12 protein-coding genes are annotated in these 19,965 nt (G+C 56.7%); 10 read left to right on the plus strand and 2 right to left on the minus strand.

Going from position 1 to position 19,965, the window contains the following annotated elements; all coding sequences use genetic code 11:
* The first annotated feature begins 133 nt into the window (after window positions 1–133).
* From pepN to rmf, 10 genes are all read left to right on the plus strand, one after another.
* Window positions 134–2,758 carry an aminopeptidase N gene (gene pepN, locus ONZ54_RS11640; RefSeq protein WP_271788229.1) on the plus strand — a complete coding sequence of 875 codons (2,625 nt, stop codon included), beginning with the start codon at window positions 134–136 and terminating at the stop codon, window positions 2,756–2,758.
* A 113-nt stretch (window positions 2,759–2,871) separates the two neighbouring features.
* Window positions 2,872–3,093: a DUF2835 domain-containing protein gene (locus tag ONZ54_RS11645; protein WP_005315647.1), complete on the plus strand. Its 222-nt coding sequence runs from the start codon at window positions 2,872–2,874 to the stop codon at window positions 3,091–3,093.
* Window positions 3,094–3,371: 278 nt separating this feature from the next.
* The gene (locus ONZ54_RS11650) at window positions 3,372–8,213 is read left to right on the plus strand and encodes an NAD-glutamate dehydrogenase (RefSeq protein ID WP_256688337.1); all 4,842 of its coding nucleotides are present in this window, start codon (window positions 3,372–3,374) and stop codon (window positions 8,211–8,213) included.
* 46 nt (window positions 8,214–8,259) lie between these two features.
* Entirely contained in the window at window positions 8,260–9,270 is a 1,011-nt protein-coding gene (pyrD, locus tag ONZ54_RS11655) for a quinone-dependent dihydroorotate dehydrogenase (protein ID WP_005315654.1), read from the plus strand.
* Between the two features lie 87 nt (window positions 9,271–9,357).
* Complete coding sequence (locus tag ONZ54_RS11660; protein WP_021138728.1) at window positions 9,358–9,894, plus strand: cell division protein ZapC; 537 nt, start codon at window positions 9,358–9,360, stop codon at window positions 9,892–9,894.
* A 736-nt stretch (window positions 9,895–10,630) separates the two neighbouring features.
* Window positions 10,631–12,826, plus strand: coding sequence for a bifunctional 23S rRNA (guanine(2069)-N(7))-methyltransferase RlmK/23S rRNA (guanine(2445)-N(2))-methyltransferase RlmL (rlmKL, locus tag ONZ54_RS11665; RefSeq protein WP_271788230.1), 2,196 nt, complete (start codon window positions 10,631–10,633; stop codon window positions 12,824–12,826).
* Window positions 12,826–13,065: a glutaredoxin family protein gene (locus ONZ54_RS11670; protein ID WP_271786227.1), complete on the plus strand. Its 240-nt coding sequence runs from the start codon at window positions 12,826–12,828 to the stop codon at window positions 13,063–13,065. Before rlmKL ends, ONZ54_RS11670 begins: the two co-directional genes overlap by 1 nt.
* Before the next feature lie 68 nt (window positions 13,066–13,133).
* Entirely contained in the window at window positions 13,134–15,044 is a 1,911-nt protein-coding gene (uup, locus tag ONZ54_RS11675; protein WP_271786228.1) for an ATP-binding cassette ATPase Uup, read from the plus strand.
* 8 nt (window positions 15,045–15,052) lie between these two features.
* The gene (locus tag ONZ54_RS11680; RefSeq protein WP_005315688.1) at window positions 15,053–16,687 is read left to right on the plus strand and encodes a DUF3466 family protein; all 1,635 of its coding nucleotides are present in this window, start codon (window positions 15,053–15,055) and stop codon (window positions 16,685–16,687) included.
* 159 nt (window positions 16,688–16,846) lie between these two features.
* On the plus strand, window positions 16,847–17,026 hold the full coding sequence (gene rmf / locus ONZ54_RS11685) for a ribosome modulation factor (protein ID WP_005315693.1): 180 nt from the start codon (window positions 16,847–16,849) through the stop codon (window positions 17,024–17,026).
* Window positions 17,027–17,099: 73 nt separating this feature from the next.
* Here rmf and fabA read toward each other — a convergent pair whose 3' ends face one another.
* Both fabA and ONZ54_RS11695 read right to left on the minus strand, forming a co-directional pair.
* Window positions 17,100–17,660, minus strand: a complete 561-nt coding sequence (fabA, locus tag ONZ54_RS11690) for a 3-hydroxyacyl-[acyl-carrier-protein] dehydratase FabA (protein WP_005315696.1) — start codon at window positions 17,658–17,660, stop codon at window positions 17,100–17,102.
* A gap of 80 nt (window positions 17,661–17,740) precedes the next feature.
* Window positions 17,741–19,717 (minus strand): Lon protease family protein, encoded by a 1,977-nt coding sequence (locus tag ONZ54_RS11695; RefSeq protein WP_125606668.1) that lies wholly within the window; start codon window positions 19,715–19,717, stop codon window positions 17,741–17,743.
* Between the last annotated feature and the right edge of the window lie 248 nt (window positions 19,718–19,965).

Here is a 19,965-nt window from a genome sequence, read left to right on the forward strand (position 1 = left end):
TGGCTTGGCAATAACAGGTACACAAGGGCGACTCAGGTCGCCCTTTCTTTTGCCTGAATGCAAACTATTTGACCCTGCCAACCGGTTGTGACAGCCTCTGACACGTCAATTACAAGCGTGGAAGCAAACAATAATGACCGATCACTCCCAGGCCATGACGGCCAAATATCGCCAGGATTATCAGGCTCCGCTCTACTGGATCGACAGCATCGATCTGGATTTTCAACTGCAGGATCCGCTGACCCAGGTCACCGCCATCTCCCGTCTGCGCCGTAACGGTGAACATAATGAGCCGCTGGTACTGGATGGTGAGGGGCTCTCCCTGCACAGTGTCAGCGTGGATGGCGTGCCTTATCAAGAGTACGAACAGGGTGAGAATACCCTGACCCTGTTCAACCTGCCGGCCGAATGTGTGCTGACCATAGTCACACTGCTGGATCCTGCCGCCAACACGGCGCTGGAAGGACTCTACAAGTCAGGTGATGCCTACTGTACCCAGTGCGAGGCCGAAGGTTTTCGCCGCATCACCTATTATCTGGACCGCCCCGACATACTGGCCCGTTACAGCACAAGGATCACTGCCGACAAGGCCAAGTATCCCTTCCTGCTTTCCAACGGCAACAAGGTCGACAGCGGTGAGCTGGATGGCGGTCGCCACTTCGTGCAGTGGCAGGATCCCTTCCCAAAACCCAGTTACCTGTTTGCCCTGGTGGCCGGTGACTTCGATGTGGAACGCAGCCACTACACTACCAAAAGCGGCCGCAAGGTAGCCCTCGAGATCTTCGTTGACAAGAGCAACCTGGACAGAGCAGGTTTCGCCATGGAGAGCCTGATCAACTCCATGCGCTGGGACGAGCAGCGCTTTGGCCTCGAGTACGACCTCGACATCTATATGATCGTCGCGGTGGACTTCTTCAACATGGGCGCCATGGAGAACAAGGGGCTAAACGTCTTCAACTCCAAGTTCGTGCTGGCCAACCCGGCCACCGCCACCGACAGCGATTACCACGGTATCGAGCGGGTCATAGGTCACGAATACTTCCATAACTGGACCGGCAACCGGGTCACTTGCCGCGACTGGTTCCAGCTCAGCCTCAAAGAGGGGCTGACGGTGTTCCGGGATCAGGAGTTCTCTTCCGATCTGGGATCCCGTGGTGTCAACCGCATCAACAATGTGCGTACCGTGCGCGGTCCGCAGTTTGCCGAAGATGCCGGCCCCATGGCCCACCCCATCCGCCCGGATGTGGTGATCGAGATGAACAACTTCTACACCCTGACCGTCTACGAGAAAGGGTCGGAAGTGATCCGCATGCTGCATACCCTGCTGGGAGAAGACAATTTCCAGGCGGGTATGCGCTTCTATTTCGAGCGCTTTGACGGTCAGGCGGTGACCTGTGATGATTTCGTGCAGGCGATGGAAGATGCCGGAGGCCGAGATCTCGGTCGGTTCCGCCGCTGGTACAGCCAGTCCGGCACCCCTGAGCTGACAGTGACCGATGAGTACGATGCTGCCAGCGGCGTCTATCGCCTGCATGTGAGCCAGCACACGCCGCCGACTCAGGATCAGCCGCAGAAACTGCCGCTGCACATCCCCTTCGACATCGAGCTGTATGACCAAAATGGCGCCGTCATCCCGCTGCAATATCAGGGTAAGGAAATAGGCCAGGTGCTCGACGTGCTCGAAGCAGAGCAGACCTTTATCTTCGATAAGGTGCCAGTCAAGCCGGTTCCCTCTTTGTTGCGGGACTTCAGTGCGCCGGTCAAGCTGCACTATGACTACAGCGACGAGGCTCTGGCCTTCCTGATGCGCCACGCCCGTAACGAATTTGCCCGTTGGGATGCGGCCCAGATGTTGATCAACAAGGCGGTGATGGAAGGGGTTGTGCAGGTGCAGCACGGGCAGGGAGTCGACGTCTCCGAGACCCTGCTGGCAGCCTTTGTCGCCATCCTGGACGACGCCTCGCTGGATCCGGCACTCAAGGCCGAGATCCTTGCCCTGCCGGGGGAAGCTACCCTGGCCGAACTGTTCGAGGTGGCCGATATCGATGCCATCCATCAGGTGCGCGATGCTATTCATGCTCGTCTTGCTGCAGCGTTCGGCGCTCGATTGGCAACCACCTATGCGAGCCTGCAACTGCAAGGCTATCAGGTGGTGCATGCCGATATGGCAAAGCGTGCGCTCAAAGGGGTTGTGCTCGGTTATCTGGCGGCACTGGATGCCGCGCATGCTGATGCGCTGGTGCGCCAGCAATACGCCAATGCCGACAACATGACCGATACCCTGGCGGCGCTGCAGGTGGCCAACGGCTATCTGCTGCCGTGCCGTTCCGAACTGCTGGCCGATTTTGAAGGCAAATGGGCCAGGGATGGGCTGGTACTGGACAACTGGCTGCGACTGGTGGGCAGCAAACCGGCGACCGATGTCCTCAGTGAGGTTCGTCAGGCGATGGCCCATCCCACCTTCAGCATTCGCAACCCGAACCGGCTGCGAGCACTGATCGGCAGTTTTGCCATGAGCAACCAGGTGCAGTTCCATGCCATCGATGGCAGTGGTTACCGTTTCCTGACCGATATCCTCATCGAGCTCAACGAGGTCAATCCCCAGGTTGCTTCTCGCCTCATCACACCGCTCATTCAGTTCAAGCGACTGGATGAAGGGCGCAAGGCCCTGATCCGCGCAGAGCTGCTCCGGCTGTTCAACCTGGACGGACTGGCACGGGATCTGTTCGAGAAGGTGAGCAAGGCGCTACAGCAGTAAGTGTTGACGGGGCAGGGGAGCCTGGCTCTCCTGCCCTTTTTGTTGAAAACACCATCGAGCAAGGCGCCGCAGTGACCGCATCATGGTCGGGCGCTATCGAGAAGGAGTCAGTGTTGAAGCAGTTTACCTTTCGGCTGTCACTCAGTAGCGATGACATACTGTTGATGTATCAGGGGCACGCCAGGCGTCTGGTGGTACGTACCGAACAGGGGCTCACCATAGAGCTGGCCTTGGAAAAAATCCGGCCATTTGTCACTATCAGTGGGGTATACGGCTATTTTCGGCTGAAAACACAGGATGATTATCGCTTTATCAGCCTGGAACGCATAAGTTAACAAAATTCGAACAGGATCCCGAGTAATTATCTGCTTTCAGTCACTATCTATCCGGTAAATCCGTAATCACCCAGTGGGATTTTCTGTTTTTTGCCGAATTGGCAAAATATTTCACAGCTCAAGCCGTGATCTGCCCCTTGTTTTTAACAAGTCGTTATCACCTTTGCTCGCCTTCCTTGATCTAAGACATTACACTTCGCAGCAACTCTGTACCGGTGGGCATCCAGGGTGGATGTCTTTCCGTCGGTGGTTCATGTCGTCCGATAAGGAATATAGCAATGGCATTGAAAGACGCCCCTACCTCAGTTCTGCTCGAAAACGTTCTCAGCCTGATCCATCAGAAGTTGCCCAAGAAGAGTGCCTCCCTGGTCGAATGCTTCGTTGCCAAGTTCTATGGCAACATGGCCAGCACCGATCTGCACGATCGCAATGACAGCGATCTCTACGGCGCCGCGCTCAGCCTGTGGAATGCGCTCAACCAGCGTACCAGCACACAACCCTACATCCGGGTCTACAACCCCGAGCTGACCCGCCACGGTTGGCAATCTCCCCACACCATAGTCGAGATCATACTGCAGGATTCTCCCTTCTTGGTTGACTCCATCCGGATGGCACTCAAGCGTTTGAACATCACGGCGCACATGATGCTGCACCAGCCGCTGCACCTTATTCGTGGCAACGAAGGCAAGATCAGCGCCATTCTGGATCTCGACAATACGGCCGGACAAACCTCGGTCGAAACCGCCTTCCTCATCGAGATCGATCACCTGACCGGTGATGAGCAGATGGATGCGCTGGCTGCCGAGCTCAACTCGGTTGCCGGGGAAGTGGCACTGGCGGTGGGGGACTGGCAACCCATGCTGGGTCGCCTGAACGAGATCATCGACGAGCTGCCCAAGCGCAAGAACCCGGTCAGCAAGGAGGAGGTCAACTCCTGTGTGGCTTTCCTCAAGTGGGTCGCTGCCCACAACTTCACCCTGATGGGATATCGCCGCTATGACGTCAAGGCGGTGGAGGGCGATCACGAGATACTGCCGCTGCCGGAATCCAGCCTGGGCCTGATGAAGAACTCCATCAAGGATGAGGGGCAGCGCCTTGGCAATATGCCGGCCAGCGCCCGCCATGCTGCGTTGAGCTCCGACCTGCTTATCCTCACCAAGTCAAACAGCAAGTCCCGCGTCCACCGCCCTGCCTATGTGGATTACATCGGCATCAAGCGCTTTGACGAGCACGGCAAGGTAGTGGGGGAGGATCGTTTCATCGGTCTCTATGCTTCTTCCATCTACAACACCAGTGCTACCCAGATCCCGCTTATCAGCCACCGGCTGGAACGCATCATGGCCTCCTCCGGTCACGAGAAGGGTTCACACGCCTACAAGGCGCTGCTCAACGTGCTGGAAACCTACCCCCGCGACGAGCTGATCCAGGCTCGTGAAGAGGAGCTGCTGGCCACCGGTCTCGGTGTGCTGGAGATGCAGGAGCGGGACATGTTGCGCTTGTTCGTGCGCCGCGACGTCTACGGTCGTTTCTTCTCCTGCATGGTCTATGTCACCAAGGAGCGCTACAACACGGCGCTGCGAGTCAAGACCCAGCAGATTTTGCAGAAATATTTCGGCAGCAGCGAAGAGGTGGAGTTCAACGTCTACTTCTCCGAAGGCGTGCTGGCGCGGACCCAATACATAGTGCGGGTCAACAATAACAACGTGGATGTGGACGTGAACGAAGTACAGAACAACCTGATTGAAGCGGCCCGCAGCTGGGACGACCGACTCGATTCCGTGCTGCTCTCCCATTATGGCGAGGCCCGCGGCAATGCCTTGCGTGGCCGTTTCAGCAGCGCCTTCCCCCGTGCCTACAAGGAAGATGTGCTGCCGGGATCTGCCGTGGCCGACATCATGGCGCTGGACAATCTGAGCGAAGCCGAACCGCTGGGCATGCTGTTTTACCGCGCTCAGGAAGAAGAGAACGATCGCCGGGTTCGCCTCAAGCTGTTCCATCGCACCGAGCCCATTCACCTCTCCGATGTACTGCCCATGCTGGAAAACATGGGGCTGCGGGTGATCGGTGAGACCCCGTATCAGGTGCGTACCCCTTCAGGGGATATATTCTGGATCCTCGACTTCTCCATGTTGCTGCGCGGTGAACAGCCCTTTGATTTGGAGCAGAGCCAGCAGCGCTTCCAGGAAGCCTTCGCCGCCGTCTGGAACAAGGGGCTGGAAGATGACGGCTTCAACCGTCTGGTACTGGGGGCCGGCCTCACGGGTCGTCAGGTTTCTGTGCTGCGTGCCTACGCAAAATACATGCGCCAGACCGGTGTCTCCTTCAGCCAGTCCTATATCGAAGAGACGCTTACCCGTTATCCTGACATCGCCCAACTGCTGTTTACCCTGTTCGAGCAGCGCCTCGATCCTGCCGGCAAGCAAGATGCCAAGGTACAGGCCAAGCTCCATGATCAGCTGGCGGCCAAACTGGATCAAGTCGCAAACCTGGACGACGATCGCATCATCCGCCGCTTTGTGGAGATGATCGACGCCACCTTGCGTACCAACTACTACCAGCTGGACAAGGCTGGGCAGATCAAGCCTTACATCTCCTTCAAGCTGGCACCGGCCAGCATTACCGACATGCCGTTGCCGCTGCCCAAATTCGAAATCTTCGTCTACTCGCCGCGGGTGGAAGGGGTGCATCTGCGCTGGGGCAAGGTGGCCCGTGGTGGCCTGCGCTGGTCCGATCGCAAGGAAGATTTCCGCACCGAGGTGCTGGGTCTGGTCAAGGCACAGCAGGTGAAGAACACCGTCATAGTGCCGGTGGGCGCCAAGGGTGGCTTCTACTGCAAGCAGATGCCGGTGGGGGCCGCCCGGGCCCTTATCCAGGAAGAGGGAAAGGCCTGTTATCGCCTGTTTATCCGCGGTCTGCTCGATGTCACCGACAACATCATTCAGGGCGAGGTGATCCCGCCCAAATCCGTGGTGCGTCACGACGAGGATGACTACTACCTGGTGGTGGCGGCTGACAAGGGGACGGCCACCTTCTCCGACATCGCCAACGAGATAAGTCAGGAGTATGGCCACTGGCTCGGCGATGCCTTCGCCTCCGGCGGCTCGGTCGGTTATGACCACAAGAAGATGGGCATCACGGCCCGTGGTGCCTGGGAATCGGTCAAGCGTCACTTCCGTGAAATCGGCATCAATTGCCAGACCACTGACTTCACCTGCGTAGGGGTGGGTGACATGGCCGGCGACGTGTTCGGCAACGGCATGCTGCTCTCCGAGCACACCCAGCTGGTGGGTGCGTTCAACCACATGCACATCTTCATCGACCCGACCCCCGATGCAGCCAAGAGCTTCGTCGAACGCAAGCGCCTGTTCGAACTGCCTGGCTCCAGCTGGGATGACTACAACCGTGACCTCATCTCGGCAGGGGGGGGCATCTTCCTGCGCTCGGCCAAGTCCATCAAGCTGAGCCCGCAGATCCAGACACTGCTTGGTACCGACAAGGCCAGCATGGCCCCGAACGAGCTGATCAAGGCGCTGCTCTGTCTGAATGTGGACCTGCTCTGGAACGGCGGTATCGGCACCTATGTGAAGAGCGCCCGCGAGAGCGACGCCGAAGTGGGGGATCGCAGCAATGATGTACTGCGGGTCAATGGTCGCGACCTGCGTGCTCGCATCGTCGGCGAGGGTGGCAACCTGGGCTTTACCCAGCTCGGTCGGGTGGAATACGCCAGCCAGGGTGGGCGCATCAACACCGACTTCACCGACAACGTGGGCGGGGTGGATTGCTCCGACAACGAGGTCAACATCAAGATCCTGCTCAACCAGCTGGTGGCTGCCGGTGATATGACCCTCAAGCAGCGTAACCAGATGTTGTATGAGATGACCGACGATGTGGCGCAAATTGTCATTACCAACGCCTACCGCCAGTCCCAGTCCATCTCGGTCACCAGTTTCCGTGGCACCGAGCAACTGAAAGAGCAGCAACGCTTCATCCAGGGGCTGGAGCGCGAAGGCAAGCTGGATCGGGGGCTGGAGTTCCTGCCATCCGATGAGGAGCTGTCCGAGCGGATGGCGGCAGGGCAGGGCTTGACCCGACCCGAGCTGGCGGTGCTGGTGGCTTATGGCAAGATGGTGCTCAAGGAGCAGCTCAACTGCCCTGAGATAACCGAGGAGCCTTTCCTGGCCAACATGCTGGTCACCAGCTTCCCGGCCAAGTTGCAGCAGCAGTTTGGTGCAGCGCTTGCCCAGCACCCGCTGCGTGGCGAAATCATTGCGACCCGGGTGGCCAACATGCTGGTCAACGACATGGGGCTCAACTTCGCCAGCCGGATGAAGGACGAGACCGGTGCCTCTGTGGCGGAAGTGGCTTGCTGCTTCGCCATGGCCCGTGAGGTGTTTGGCCTGGGGGCCCTGTGGCGTGACATCGAAGCGTGTGACAACCTGGTGGATGCCCAGACCCAGCTCGAGCTGATGTTCTACAGCCGCCGCATTGTGCGTCGTGCTACTCGCTGGTTCCTGCGTGCCCGCAATCGCAGCTGGAGCATCGCTGAGAACATCGCCTTCTTCCGTCCGGCGTTCGAGACATTGGGCTCGCACCTCTATGAGGTGATGGACGAGAGTGAAGTGGTAGAGCACAGCCAGGCCGTAACAGCCCTGGTGGCCAGGCAGGTGCCCGAGTCCATCGCCCGTCAGGTGGCCCATATGAGCAGTCTCTTCTCCAGCCTGGATCTGGCGCAGATTGCCGCTGAGCACAAGACCGACATACTGCGTGCCGCCAATGTCTACTATCGTCTCGGTGCCAAGCTGGATCTGCACTGGTTCCTCGAGCAGATCAACCATCAGCCGGTGGGTAACCACTGGCAGGCAATGGCACGGGCATCGTTCCGTGAAGATCTGGACTGGCAGCAACGCAGTCTCACATCTGTGGTACTGGAAGGGTGCAAAGAGCAGGGAGAATGCGCTACCATACTGGCCGACTGGATTTCGGAGCATGAGCAACTCTTGTCCCGTTGGACCCATATGTTGGCCGACTTCAAGACCACGAGTACCCACGAGTTCGCCAAGTTCTCGGTGGCCTTGCGAGAGTTGAACCTGCTCCAGTTGAATTGCCGAACCTCGGCATAACCCCGAAAGCCCCGGCCAGTTGCCGGGGCTTTTTTAAGGAGCAAAAATGTTGTACCCCCTCGCCAGGCATTTCTTGTTCAAGTTCAATCCCGAACAGGCACACGATCTCTCCATCAAATATTTGCCCCGCCTTCTCGGTACGCCACTTGATTGTTTCTTCCGCCATTCATTGCCCAAACGCCCCGTCACTGTCATGGGGCTTTATTTTGCCAATCCGGTCGGATTGGCAGCCGGGCTGGATAAAGACGGGGAGTGCATCGACGCATTTGGGGCCATGGGGTTTGGCTTTATAGAAGTCGGTACCGTCACCCCCAAACCCCAGAGTGGCAATGACAAGCCCCGTCTGTTCCGGGTTATTCCGGCCGAGGGGATCATCAACCGCATGGGATTCAACAACAAGGGTGTCGATCATCTGGTGGCGCAGGTCAAGAAAGCCAAATACCAGGGTGTCATCGGCATCAATATCGGCAAGAACAAAGACACTCCCATAGAGCAGGGCAAAGACGATTATCTGATCTGCATGGACAAGGTCTATGATCATGCCGGCTATATTGCCGTCAATATCTCTTCCCCCAACACTCCGGGCCTGCGTTCGCTCCAATACGGTGATGCCCTCGATGAGTTGCTCGCAGCCCTCAAAGTGCGTCAGCAAGAGCTGGCCGCCCAATATAAAAAGTACGTGCCGCTCGCCGTTAAAATTGCACCGGACTTGAGTCTGGATGAAATTAATCAGGTCGCTGCATCCTTGATCAAAAACGGGATCGATGGCGTTATTGCCACCAATACCACCCTGGATCGGGAGATGATCTATGACATGCCCCATGCCGGTGAAGCCGGTGGCCTCAGTGGGCGTCCGTTGCAGCACAAGAGCACGGAGGTTATTCGCCAGCTGGCCAAGGCTCTGGACGGTGCACTGCCCATCATAGGGGTAGGGGGTATCGACAGCGCCATGGCTGCGCGGGAGAAGCTCGCTGCGGGTGCCAGTCTGGTCCAGATTTATAGCGGCTTTATTTATAAGGGCCCGAGTCTGGTCAAAGAAATTGTGACTCATATTTAAGAAATAAACGGGTGCCCTTTATTTAAAGTTGCTGAAATTCTCGACATGGAATAAAGTCGAGTAACGACTTTCAGTAAGGGCACCCCCATGTGTATCCAACCCAATGACAATTGGCAGTGGCATTATGATGCTCATGATGATCGTCTGATGCTGGATTTATCCGATCGCATGATATTCGCTACTGAATATAAAGGGCGACAATTGGTGCCCAGCTCCTTCACCACTCAGCCTTTTTGTGTGGATGATGCCGCCCTCTATTATCAATTGATGGACAAGGCTGTCGAACTCGACTGGAGTACGCCACATCAGGTCCAGCTGGTACTCAATGCCATCGCTGTCAGTCGCTTTTATAAACCACTGATGCCACAAAGCTGGTTCTTTGGTGAGGTCCACCCCTTTATTATTCCTGAAACCGGATCCTTGGTGTGCATGAATACACCTCATGGCAAGGGGGAGTTCATGGTGATCGAAGCAGGTGAACAGGCCAGCGTGTGCCTCAATCTGACCGAGGATCTGATACTGACAACCAGCAAGATCCTGCCGCGCTTTGGTGTGATCAAGGTGATGAACAACCGCATGACCGCCAGAGTTGCAACCCAGACACAATATCGTCAGGTGAGCTGATACCCATCCAAGTAAACGTGCTTAATATTTAGTCTGATTTTGCTCGTCCGATATTTTTTTGCCCCCTTTGTTGTTGCTCCTCAATGCCCCTCCTATTTGGTGAATAGCCCTTTTCTGTCGCGCCATAGTACTTTTTTCCTCTTATGTTATGCCCACAAAAAAGCCCTCCTACCAAACATGATAAGAGGGCGTAAAACACACACGACAGAAGGAATGGATGGTTTGTTTCAACAGCCGGGTCATGTTAGAGGGAATTGTTTCTTCTGAAACCTGATAGATATGACAGTCCGGCATAAATAGGCTATCGCCAGGCTGCGCCCAAAAAAATAGCCCTCCCGGTTTACGGACGATAACGGGAGGGCAAAACACGGGGTTACAGAAAGGACTTGCTCTGTCGGAAAGATAATAACGCAATGAGTTTTGTTTGACGCCTGTCAGATATGGCAATCCCTGTGAAGAACGGTAGGCCATTCATACCCGGATATAGAAGCCATTACCTAGCGTCTTGCTCTGACGAGGCAATGAATATCCGGGACCATCTGATGACCGCTCGTCTATAGCTGACCCACAAGCTGACCCACATGAGCATCACATCTCCATCAGGTTCCTATATGTCAATTGGCCAAGCCTTCTTGCGTATGCCAGATAAATGGGGGGGTGGGGAGCAAGCTGGCCTGTACCTGTCTGTCGCGCCAGCGCGAAGCTTTTGCTGCTCCGGATCGGCTCTTAAGGTATAATGCGGCACTATTTTTATGGCATCCCCGTGAGCGTGATGAAAGAATTTTTTGCAACCTGCCCCAAGGGGCTGGAAAACCTGTTGGCCGACGAGCTGACCACCCTGGGCGCAGAGCAGGTCCGTGAGACTGTCGCCGGCGTTCACTTCAAAGGCGAACTGGCCATTGGTTACAAGGCCTGTCTGTGGAGCCGTTTTGCTTCCCGCATCGTGTTGGTGCTGTCCGAATTCCAGATGAACGACGATCTGGATCTCTATCTGGGCGCCCACACGATCCCCTGGGAAGAGCACTTCTCCGGCACCTCCACCATAGCGGTGGACTTTACCGGTACCAACCCCGCCATTCGCAATACCCAGTACGGTGCGCTGAAGATCAAGGATGCCATTGTTGATCGCTTCACCAAGCGCGGTCATGTGCGCCCGGATGTGGACAAAAAGGCGCCGGATATTCGCATCATGGCGCATCTGGGCAAAGGCAAGGCCAATATCACGCTGGACTTGTCAGGCCCGGCGCTGCACCAACGTTTTTATCGTCAGGGCACAGGCGAAGCACCGCTCAAAGAGAACCTAGCCTGTGCCATGATTGCCCGTAGCGGCTGGGCCGGTGAGCCCATGATGGACCCCATGTGTGGTTCCGGCACCTTGCTGATCGAAGCGGCCTTCATCGCCGCCGACATGGCGCCGGCGCTGCGCCGCGAGCGCTTCGGTTTCGATCGCTGGCTGCAACACGACAGCGAACTCTGGCAGAGTCTGATGATGGAAGCCCAGGTGCGCGCCAAGCGTGGCATGCAGCGTTGTGAAGTGAAGCTGTTTGGCTGCGATGCCGACCCCCGTGTGCTCATGAAAGCCCGCGACAACGCCAAGGCGGCCGGTGTGGCCCACCTCATCACCTTCAAGCAAGCCGATGTGACCCAGCTTGAAAATCCGCTGCCGATGCCAGCCGTTGTTGAAGGGGAAGCGAGTCAGGAGGAAGCCCGTCAAGTCGGCATGCTTATCTCCAACCCGCCCTATGGCGAGCGTCTCGGCGAGTTTCCGGCCCTGCTCGAAGTGCATCAGGCACTCGGCGATGCCTTGCGTCGTGGCTTCCAGGGCTGGCGCGTCTCTATTCTCTCTGCCTCGCCCGAGCTGCTGAGCTGTCTGCGTCTGCGTGCCGACAAGCAATATCGTCTGTTCAACGGGGCGCTCGAGTGTCAGTTGCGCAACTACCAGATTGCGTTGGACTCCGTGGCCTCCCAGAAAGAGGTGGCGCAGGACTTTGCCAACCGTCTGCGCAAGAATCTTAAAACCCTCGAGAAATGGGCGAGCAAAGAGGGCATCGACTGCTACCGCCTCTACGATGCGGACTTGCCGGAATACAATGCCGCCATCGACCGCTATCAGGATTACCTGGTGGTGCAGGAGTACGCCGCGCCCAAAGACATCCCCGCCCAGAAAACTCGCCAGCGTCTGCTCGACATGGTGCAGGCCGCCATCAAGGTGACCGGCATGGACGGCGAGAAGGTGATTCTGAAGGTGCGCGAGCGTCAGGAGGGCAAACAGCAGTATCAGAAGCTCGCCGCAGAGCAGCACCGGATGGAAGTGCAGGAGTACGGTGCCCGTCTTTGGGTCAACCTCTACGACTACTTGGATACTGGCCTGTTCCTTGACCACCGTCAGACTCGCCGCATGCTGGGCCAGATGGCCAAGGGCAAGCGCTTCCTGAACCTGTTTGCCTATACCGGCAGTGCCACAGTGCATGCGGGTCTGGGCGGTGCCAGCGAGACCACCACGGTCGACATGTCCCACACCTATCTGAACTGGGCGCAGGACAACATGCGTCTCAACTCGCTGGTGGGCCGTCAGCACAAGTTTGTGCAGGCTGATTGCCTGAAGTGGTTGTCGGAAGCGGATGATCAGTACGACCTCATCTTCATCGATCCGCCCACCTTCTCCAACTCCAAGCGGATGGACGAGAGCTTCGATGTGCAGCGCGATCACCTGCTGCTGATGCAGCACTTGAAGCGCCTACTGGCTGCCGATGGCACCCTGGTGTTCTCCAACAACAAGCGTCACTTCAAGATGGATCTGGCCGGACTCGAGGCCGTGGGCCTCAAGGCGCAGAACATCACGAGCAAGACGCGTCCGAAGGACTTCGAGCGCAACCAGCATATCCATAACTGCTGGATCATCACCCACGCCGACGTGCCAGCGGAGGTTTGATGCTGACCCTGTTTCACACCGACGGCTGCCACCTGTGCGAACAGGCATGGCAGCTGGTGGAAGAGGCCGGATTGGCCAGCCAGACCCGTCAGTGCGACATCATCAATGATGCCGAATGGCTCGCTGCTTATCGGATACGCATTCCGGTGCTGCGCGATGAGGCCGGTCGCGAGCTGGGCTGGCCCTTTACGTTGGCAGAGCTCGGTGTCTGGGTAACTGCGCAGGCCAGTCACGGCTGAGCACGAATAGAGAAAAAGGGGGGCAGAGAGCTGGCCCCGCTTTTTTCATCAGGTAATAAGGAAGAAACATGGCTTTATTAACATTGCACGGCGCTTGTCTGTCGTTCAGTGATTTCCCGCTGCTCGACAATGCCGAGCTCAGCATTGAGCGCGGTGAGCGTCTCTGTCTGGTCGGGCGCAACGGGGCGGGCAAGTCCACCCTGATGAAGATCATTGCCGGCGAACTGCCACTCGATGACGGGCGCATGGTACAGCAGCAGGATCTGAAAGTGACTCGCCTCGAGCAAGATCCACCTGCTTCCAGCGATCTGACCGTGTTTGACTACACGGCCGAGGGGCTGGCCGGCGTCGGCGAGCTGCTCAAGCAGTATCACCATATCTCCATGGAGCTGGCCCACGATCCGAGCGATGCCAACATTCGCATCATGAGCGAGCTGCAAGAACAGCTCGATTATCAGAATGGCTGGCAGTTCGAGACCCGTATCAGCCAGGTGCTGACCCTGCTGAACCTCGATCCCGACGCAACCCTGGACAGTCTGTCCGGTGGCTGGTTGCGTAAAGTGGCCCTGGCCCGTGCGCTGGCCTGCGATCCCGATCTGCTGCTGCTCGATGAGCCGACCAACCACCTGGATATCGAAGCCATCAATTGGCTGGAAGATTTCCTCAAGGATTTTCGCGGCGCCATCGTCTTCATCTCCCATGATCGGGAGTTCATCCACAAGCTGGCGACCCGGATCATCGATCTCGACCGTGGCGTGATCACCTCCTGGCCTGGCAACTACGACGAATATCTGCAGGGCAAGGAAGAGGCACTGCGGGTTGAAGAGCTGCAACATGCCGAGTTCGATCGCAAGCTGGCCCAGGAAGAGGTGTGGGTACGTCAGGGCATCAAGGCGCGCCGTACCCGCAACGAAGGCCGGGTACGTGCCCTTGAGGCGATGCGGATGGAGCGTTCCCAGCGTCGCGAGCTGCAGGGCAAGGCCAAGCTGCAAATGGACGATGTGAATCGTTCTGGCAAGCTGGTGTTCGAAACCGAAGGGCTGGGGCTGGACTTTGGCGATCGTACCCTGTTCCAGGGGCTGGATCTGCAAGTGCTGCGTGGCGACAAGATCGCCCTGGTGGGTCCCAACGGTTGCGGCAAATCGACCCTCATCAAGCTGTTGCTGGGCCAACTCGAGCCCAGCCGTGGTCTGGTCAAGGGGGGCACCAAGCTGGAAGTTGCATACTTTGACCAGTATCGCGATCAGCTCGATCCCGAGCAGACGGTGATGGACAACGTGGGGGAGGGCAAGCAGGAAGTGATGGTGCGCGGCCGCTCTCGCCACATTCTGGGTTACCTGCAGGACTTCCTGTTTGAACCCAAGCGGGCACGTACCCCTGTGAAAGCCTTGTCAGGGGGCGAAAAAAACCGTTTACTGTTGGCCAAATTGTTCTTGAAGCCCAGTAATTTACTGATCCTCGATGAACCAACCAACGACTTGGATGTCGAAACGCTGGAATTGCTGGAAGAGCTGCTGGCGGACTATCCTGGCACCCTGTTGCTGGTCAGTCACGATCGTCGCTTTATCGACAATACAGTGACAGGTTGTTGGTTGTTTGAAGGGGATGGACGTATCAGCGATTACGTGGGCGGTTATGCCGACATGATGGCGACGCGGGCCCAGCAGAGCACACAGCTGGCGGCAAAAGCGGCTCAGGTCAAAACGCCAGAGCCTGTCGCTGTGGCAAGCCCTGCTGCCTCTAAAGTCAAAAAACTCTCTTACAAGTTGCAGCTGGAGCTGGATAATCTACCAGCCCGACTGGAACAGCTGGAGACTGAGCTGAATGCCCTGCAGGCAGAGGTAAACCATCCCGGTTTCTTCGCGTTGCCGAGCGATCAAACCCAGCTCAAACTGGATGCCCTGAATGCAGCAGAGGCTGCATTGGAACAAGCCTTCTCCCGTTGGGAGGAGTTGGAAGCGTTGAAACATCAGGACTAAGGAAGTAGATGAAAAAGCAATTATCCATGCTGGCCATTCTGGTCAGCGCCAGCCTGCACGCCCAGGCGGCACAAAGCCCCTTTTTCACCATTGTCGACGGGTCTGACAAGGGATTCGCCAGCGCGATCAGTGCCGATGGCAACGGGCTCGTCGGGATCAACACCAAAAACAACATGGCCGATCACTTCTCGACCGTACGTTTCGCCGACTTCCTGGTCGATCGTTTCCGTTTTGAGCAGGGCTGCATGCTCTCCAACTCGGTTTGCAACGCCTTCTGGAACGACAAGAGCAACTTTGCGTATCAGTGGCGTGTCGACTTTCTGGCCAAAACCGATCAGCGCAGCAATGTGGGTGACCTAGTCAGCAACGAAACTGATGGTTTGGTTACCGCTTTGGGTGACGTAGCAGGCACTCGCGTGGGCTACAAGATGGATGGCAAACTGCGCACCGCATTTGCCATCGTAGAGGAAGGCAACGCCGTCAACCTCAAGGATGGCGCCAGCACCCACAGCCTGAGCGTGCCGACCAGCATCAAGAAGCTGGACAACGGCCAGTACCTGGTGACCGGTACTGCCGCCACCGGCAAGACCATTGCCGTCAATTCCGAGACCTACAACTGGTGCTTCGCCGGTAACGACGGCCAGTATGGTGACTACCGCTACTGCCCGGGCCTCAACACCCAGGCCAGCTTCTGGCTGCTCAACAGCACAGGCACCTTCAACAAGCTGATCCAGGCCAACGAGTATTCCCGTGGCCGTAACGAAGTGATCCAGACGGCGTCTGCACTCGGGGTTGGCAACGTCAATGGCAGCTTGTTCGGTGTGGGCTACTCCTCTACCGGTGAAATTGGCACCAACTACCTGGATGGCCGCAACCTGGCGGCATACTGGACGCTGGATCTGGCCGGTGGCAAGGTCGGTACCACCCAGACTATACCGCTGGCCGAAGGCGAGCCGGGCAAGGATGACGCCAAGCTGCAACACAGCTGGGCTGTGGCGGTCAACGACAACGGTTATGTGATTGGTAACCAGCTCTATCGCATCAACAAGGGGCAGAATCGACCGGTCGAGATGTTCGTGTTCAACTTGAACACCAAGCAGACGGCGAGTGTGCCGTTGCAAGACAGCCCAATCAGCGGTGCAGGCTCGGAAGCTGCCGCCATCAACAACCACAACATGGTCGTGGGCTGGCGTGACTCTCGTCACCAGACCCAGCCAGTGGTCAATGGCACCAATCGCATGCAGGAAGGTTTCCTGCTCAATGCTGCGACCAGCAAAAATTGGTATCTGAACGATCTGATCTGCGGGCTGGATGATGCGGGTGCCAAGCAGTGTGCCCAGAACGGCTACTACTACCACATCGCGTATGCCAGCGGCATCAGCACGGATGGTACTGTCGCTGCGACGGCTTTTCGCTATAACAGCGAGAGCGATCTCAACAATCGTACCAATTCCACCATCGTTAGCGTGAAGCTGACGCCAGCCGTTGCCGATTACAAGAACAACGAGCCTGCAAGCTATGTGGTCGCGAATGCGCCGGTCAATAACCAGACTGGTCAGGATGGTGGCAGTGGTGGTGGCAGCCTGTTCTGGTTGACTCTGCTGGCCCTGCCGTTTACTTGGCTGCGCCGTTACCAACGATAAAATGGGATGTCACTAAAAATTAATGTGGTTCAGTGTCTTGTGTCACAATGACCGGATAGCATGACATTTTTTGTTTGACCCTGCCCATCTCGTGGGGTAAAGATGAAAGCGACCGATGAAAAATTGGTCGCTTTTTTTGTTCCACGAAGAGGGTCGTAGATGATGAAGAGACAAAAACGGGACCGTCTGGAAAGAGCTCGCGCTCGTGGTTATCAGGCTGGCGTGGTCGGCAAACAGAAAGAAGCGTGTCCGTACCAATGCCTGGATGCCCGAGGGCATTGGCTTGGTGGTTGGCGAGACGCCATGGAAGGGCGGGGTTCAGGCCTCTTCATGAAGTAATTGGTACTTCATCACTCATTACAAAAGGAAAGGGGCCATTGAGGCCCCTTTACGTTACCACTAAATCAGTCGATCAGAATGCAGTGGTATCTTTGAACAGGCCCACTTTCAGATCGCTGGCGCTATAGATGGGACGGCCATCGACTTCCACGACGCCATCGGCGATCCCCATGACCAGCTTGCGGTTGATGACGCGCTTGAAGGTGATCTTGTAGGTCACTTTCTTGGCGGTCGGCAGGATCTGGCCAGTGAATTTCACTTCACCCACACCCAGTGCACGGCCTTTACCCGGACCGCCTTTCCAGCCGAGGAAGAAGCCGACCAGTTGCCACATTGCATCCAGACCCAGACAGCCTGGCATAACGGGGTCACCCGGGAAATGGCAGTCAAAGAACCAGAGGTCCGGCGTAATGTCGAGCTCTGCCAGGATCTCGCCCTTGCCATGCTCACCACCGTTGTCGTTGATCTTGACGATGCGATCCATCATCAACATGTTGGGGGCGGGCAGCTGACTGTTACCCTCACCAAATAATTCGCCACGGCTGCAGGCGAGCAGCTCTTCACGGGTAAACGAGTCTTTGCCTTGTTCACACAGGGAAAGGCGGGGATCAATGGTGGTATTGTCTACGGTCACGCTGTTTATCCTTCATATGGGTCAAAGCCGGGCCAATTTAGCGTACACTTGTGCGCTAAACAACTCCGATCTCTTCTTTATTACAGGCTGAACAACCGGCCCAGCAGGCGGCGGATCAAGCCCCCCTTGAACGCGGTGCCATTCAGTTCGTCCAGTCGCTGCTGGATCCGGCCAAACAGGGTATCCGGCATGTCTGGCTCACCCGCTACACAGCCAGTCAGCAGCTCGATAGCCTCTTCCACATGGTCCACCGGATGAATGTGGAACTGACCTGCTTCGACGGCGGCAATCACCTCGTCGGATAGGTTCAACTGCTGGATGTTGGTGCCCGGCAGAATGATACCTTGCTTACCTGTGATGCCATGGATCTTGCACACTCGGAAGAAGCCTTCAATCTTCTCGTTCACACCACCTACCGCCTGCACATTGCCGAACTGATCGACCGCGCCGGTGACGGCAAAGTGTTGATAGATGGGCTGGCGGGCGAGGGCAGAGAGGAGGGCGCACAGGCCGGTCAGAGAGGCGCTGTCACCATCGATCTCATGATAGGACTGCTCGAACACCAGATTGGCAGAGAGCGGTGAGGGGGTTTCTGCACCAAATTTGTTGGAGAGATAACCATGAATGATCATCATCGCCTTGGCGTGGATATGGCCAGCCAGCTCAGCTTTTCGTTCGACATCCGCAATGTCGCCATCGCCCAGGTGCACGGTCGCGGTGAGACGTACAGGTTCGCCAAAATCATAGGGATGACCCGAGACCTGAATGACGGACAGACCATTGATCTGGCCGATCTCCTCACCATCGGTTTGCAACAGGATCTGGCCGTCAATGACGCCTTGATCAGACTGTTCAACCAGATAATTTAGGCGGTAGTCCTGCTCTTCAAGGGCCAACCGGATATGCTCATCAGTCACGGTTTCGGCTTCCATTTCGCGGGCCAGGCTGTCCGCCATGCGCATGATGGCACTGAGCTGTATCTCGGACAGAGAGAGCCACTCCTGATGGTCACACAGGCGACTGGCATGGCGACAGAGGGCGGCGAGGGCGGCCGGGGTGAAGTCCAGCAGTGTCCAACGCTCGCGTAACCATGCCAGATACTGCAGAAATTCAGGCAGGTCTTCATCAATGTTGACCTCTGATACCAGATCCGCACGAAGGAAGATGCGCTCGGACATGTCCCTGTCCAGCATCTGGAACTCGGATACCTCGAGGCGGTCACCGACCAGGATCAGCTTGAGCTTGATGGGGGTCGCTTCCGGGGTAAAGAAGGGAGTCAGGGTCTTGCCTTCCTGATAGGCATTCCAGTCCAGTTCGCCTTTCTGAATGGCATTCTTGAGCTTGAACCAGAGGTGGGGCTGATCCAGCAGCTCGTCGAGTTGCAATATCAGATAGCCGCCATTGGCCTGACGCAACAGACCCGGCTCCAGCAGATGCTGGTTGGCGTAAACAGAGCCTTGTTCGGTCTGATAGTTGATGGAGCCGAACAGGGTATCCCAGTTCAGATCCCGGCCATAAATCACCGGAGCTTCCTGATCTTCATGGTGGATCAGCAGGTTGATGAGCACAGGGTGCTGGAATTCGAGTCCTTGAGCCACATGGGCCGCCAGATCGGAAAGAAAGTCATCGATCTTGGGATCGTTGTTCTGCTTGCGCATGATGCGAGTGACCAGACGCTCGGCATCCAGATGGTGGCTCATCAGTTTGAGCAGTTCACCCACCATTTCGCAAAACTCGATGCCGGTACCAGGTTGCAGACGCAACCAGATCGGTTTGAACGGGTTGTTCAAGTTTTCCGTATAACAGAGATCAAACAGGTCACCATCCTTGCCATTGGAGGCGGCGATCAATGTCTGGCACACACCTTCATAGTCAGCGCCGGGGAAACCATTGAGCAGCATGACCGGGCAATCACCATCAAAACTGGCGAGGCGCTTGATGCCGGAAATCACTCTGGGTTGCAAGGCGGCGAAGGGAATGGGTTCTAGCTTGCTAAGTGCAGGGAACTGTTCAATCGCGAAAGCGGGTTTTAGTTGTTCTGATGTTAATTCAGCCACTTAAGATATCCGGTCGGAGATAGGATCATTTGTTTCCATTATACACAGTTCAATTTATGGGAACAGAAAACAAGATATTGAATTTAACATAATATACATTATGCGCGGTTTTATTTATGAGATGAAACACGCTACCGAGTTGGCACTCATCTGGTTCGTGACGTTCGCTCTTGCTCCTATCAGCGCGCGTGTTCGGTTGGCCACTGTATCGCTCACATTGATTTGTTATCTCTCACTCTTCATCGACA

Source organism: Aeromonas salmonicida (assembly GCF_028355655.1).
Lineage (GTDB): Bacteria > Pseudomonadota > Gammaproteobacteria > Enterobacterales > Aeromonadaceae > Aeromonas > Aeromonas salmonicida.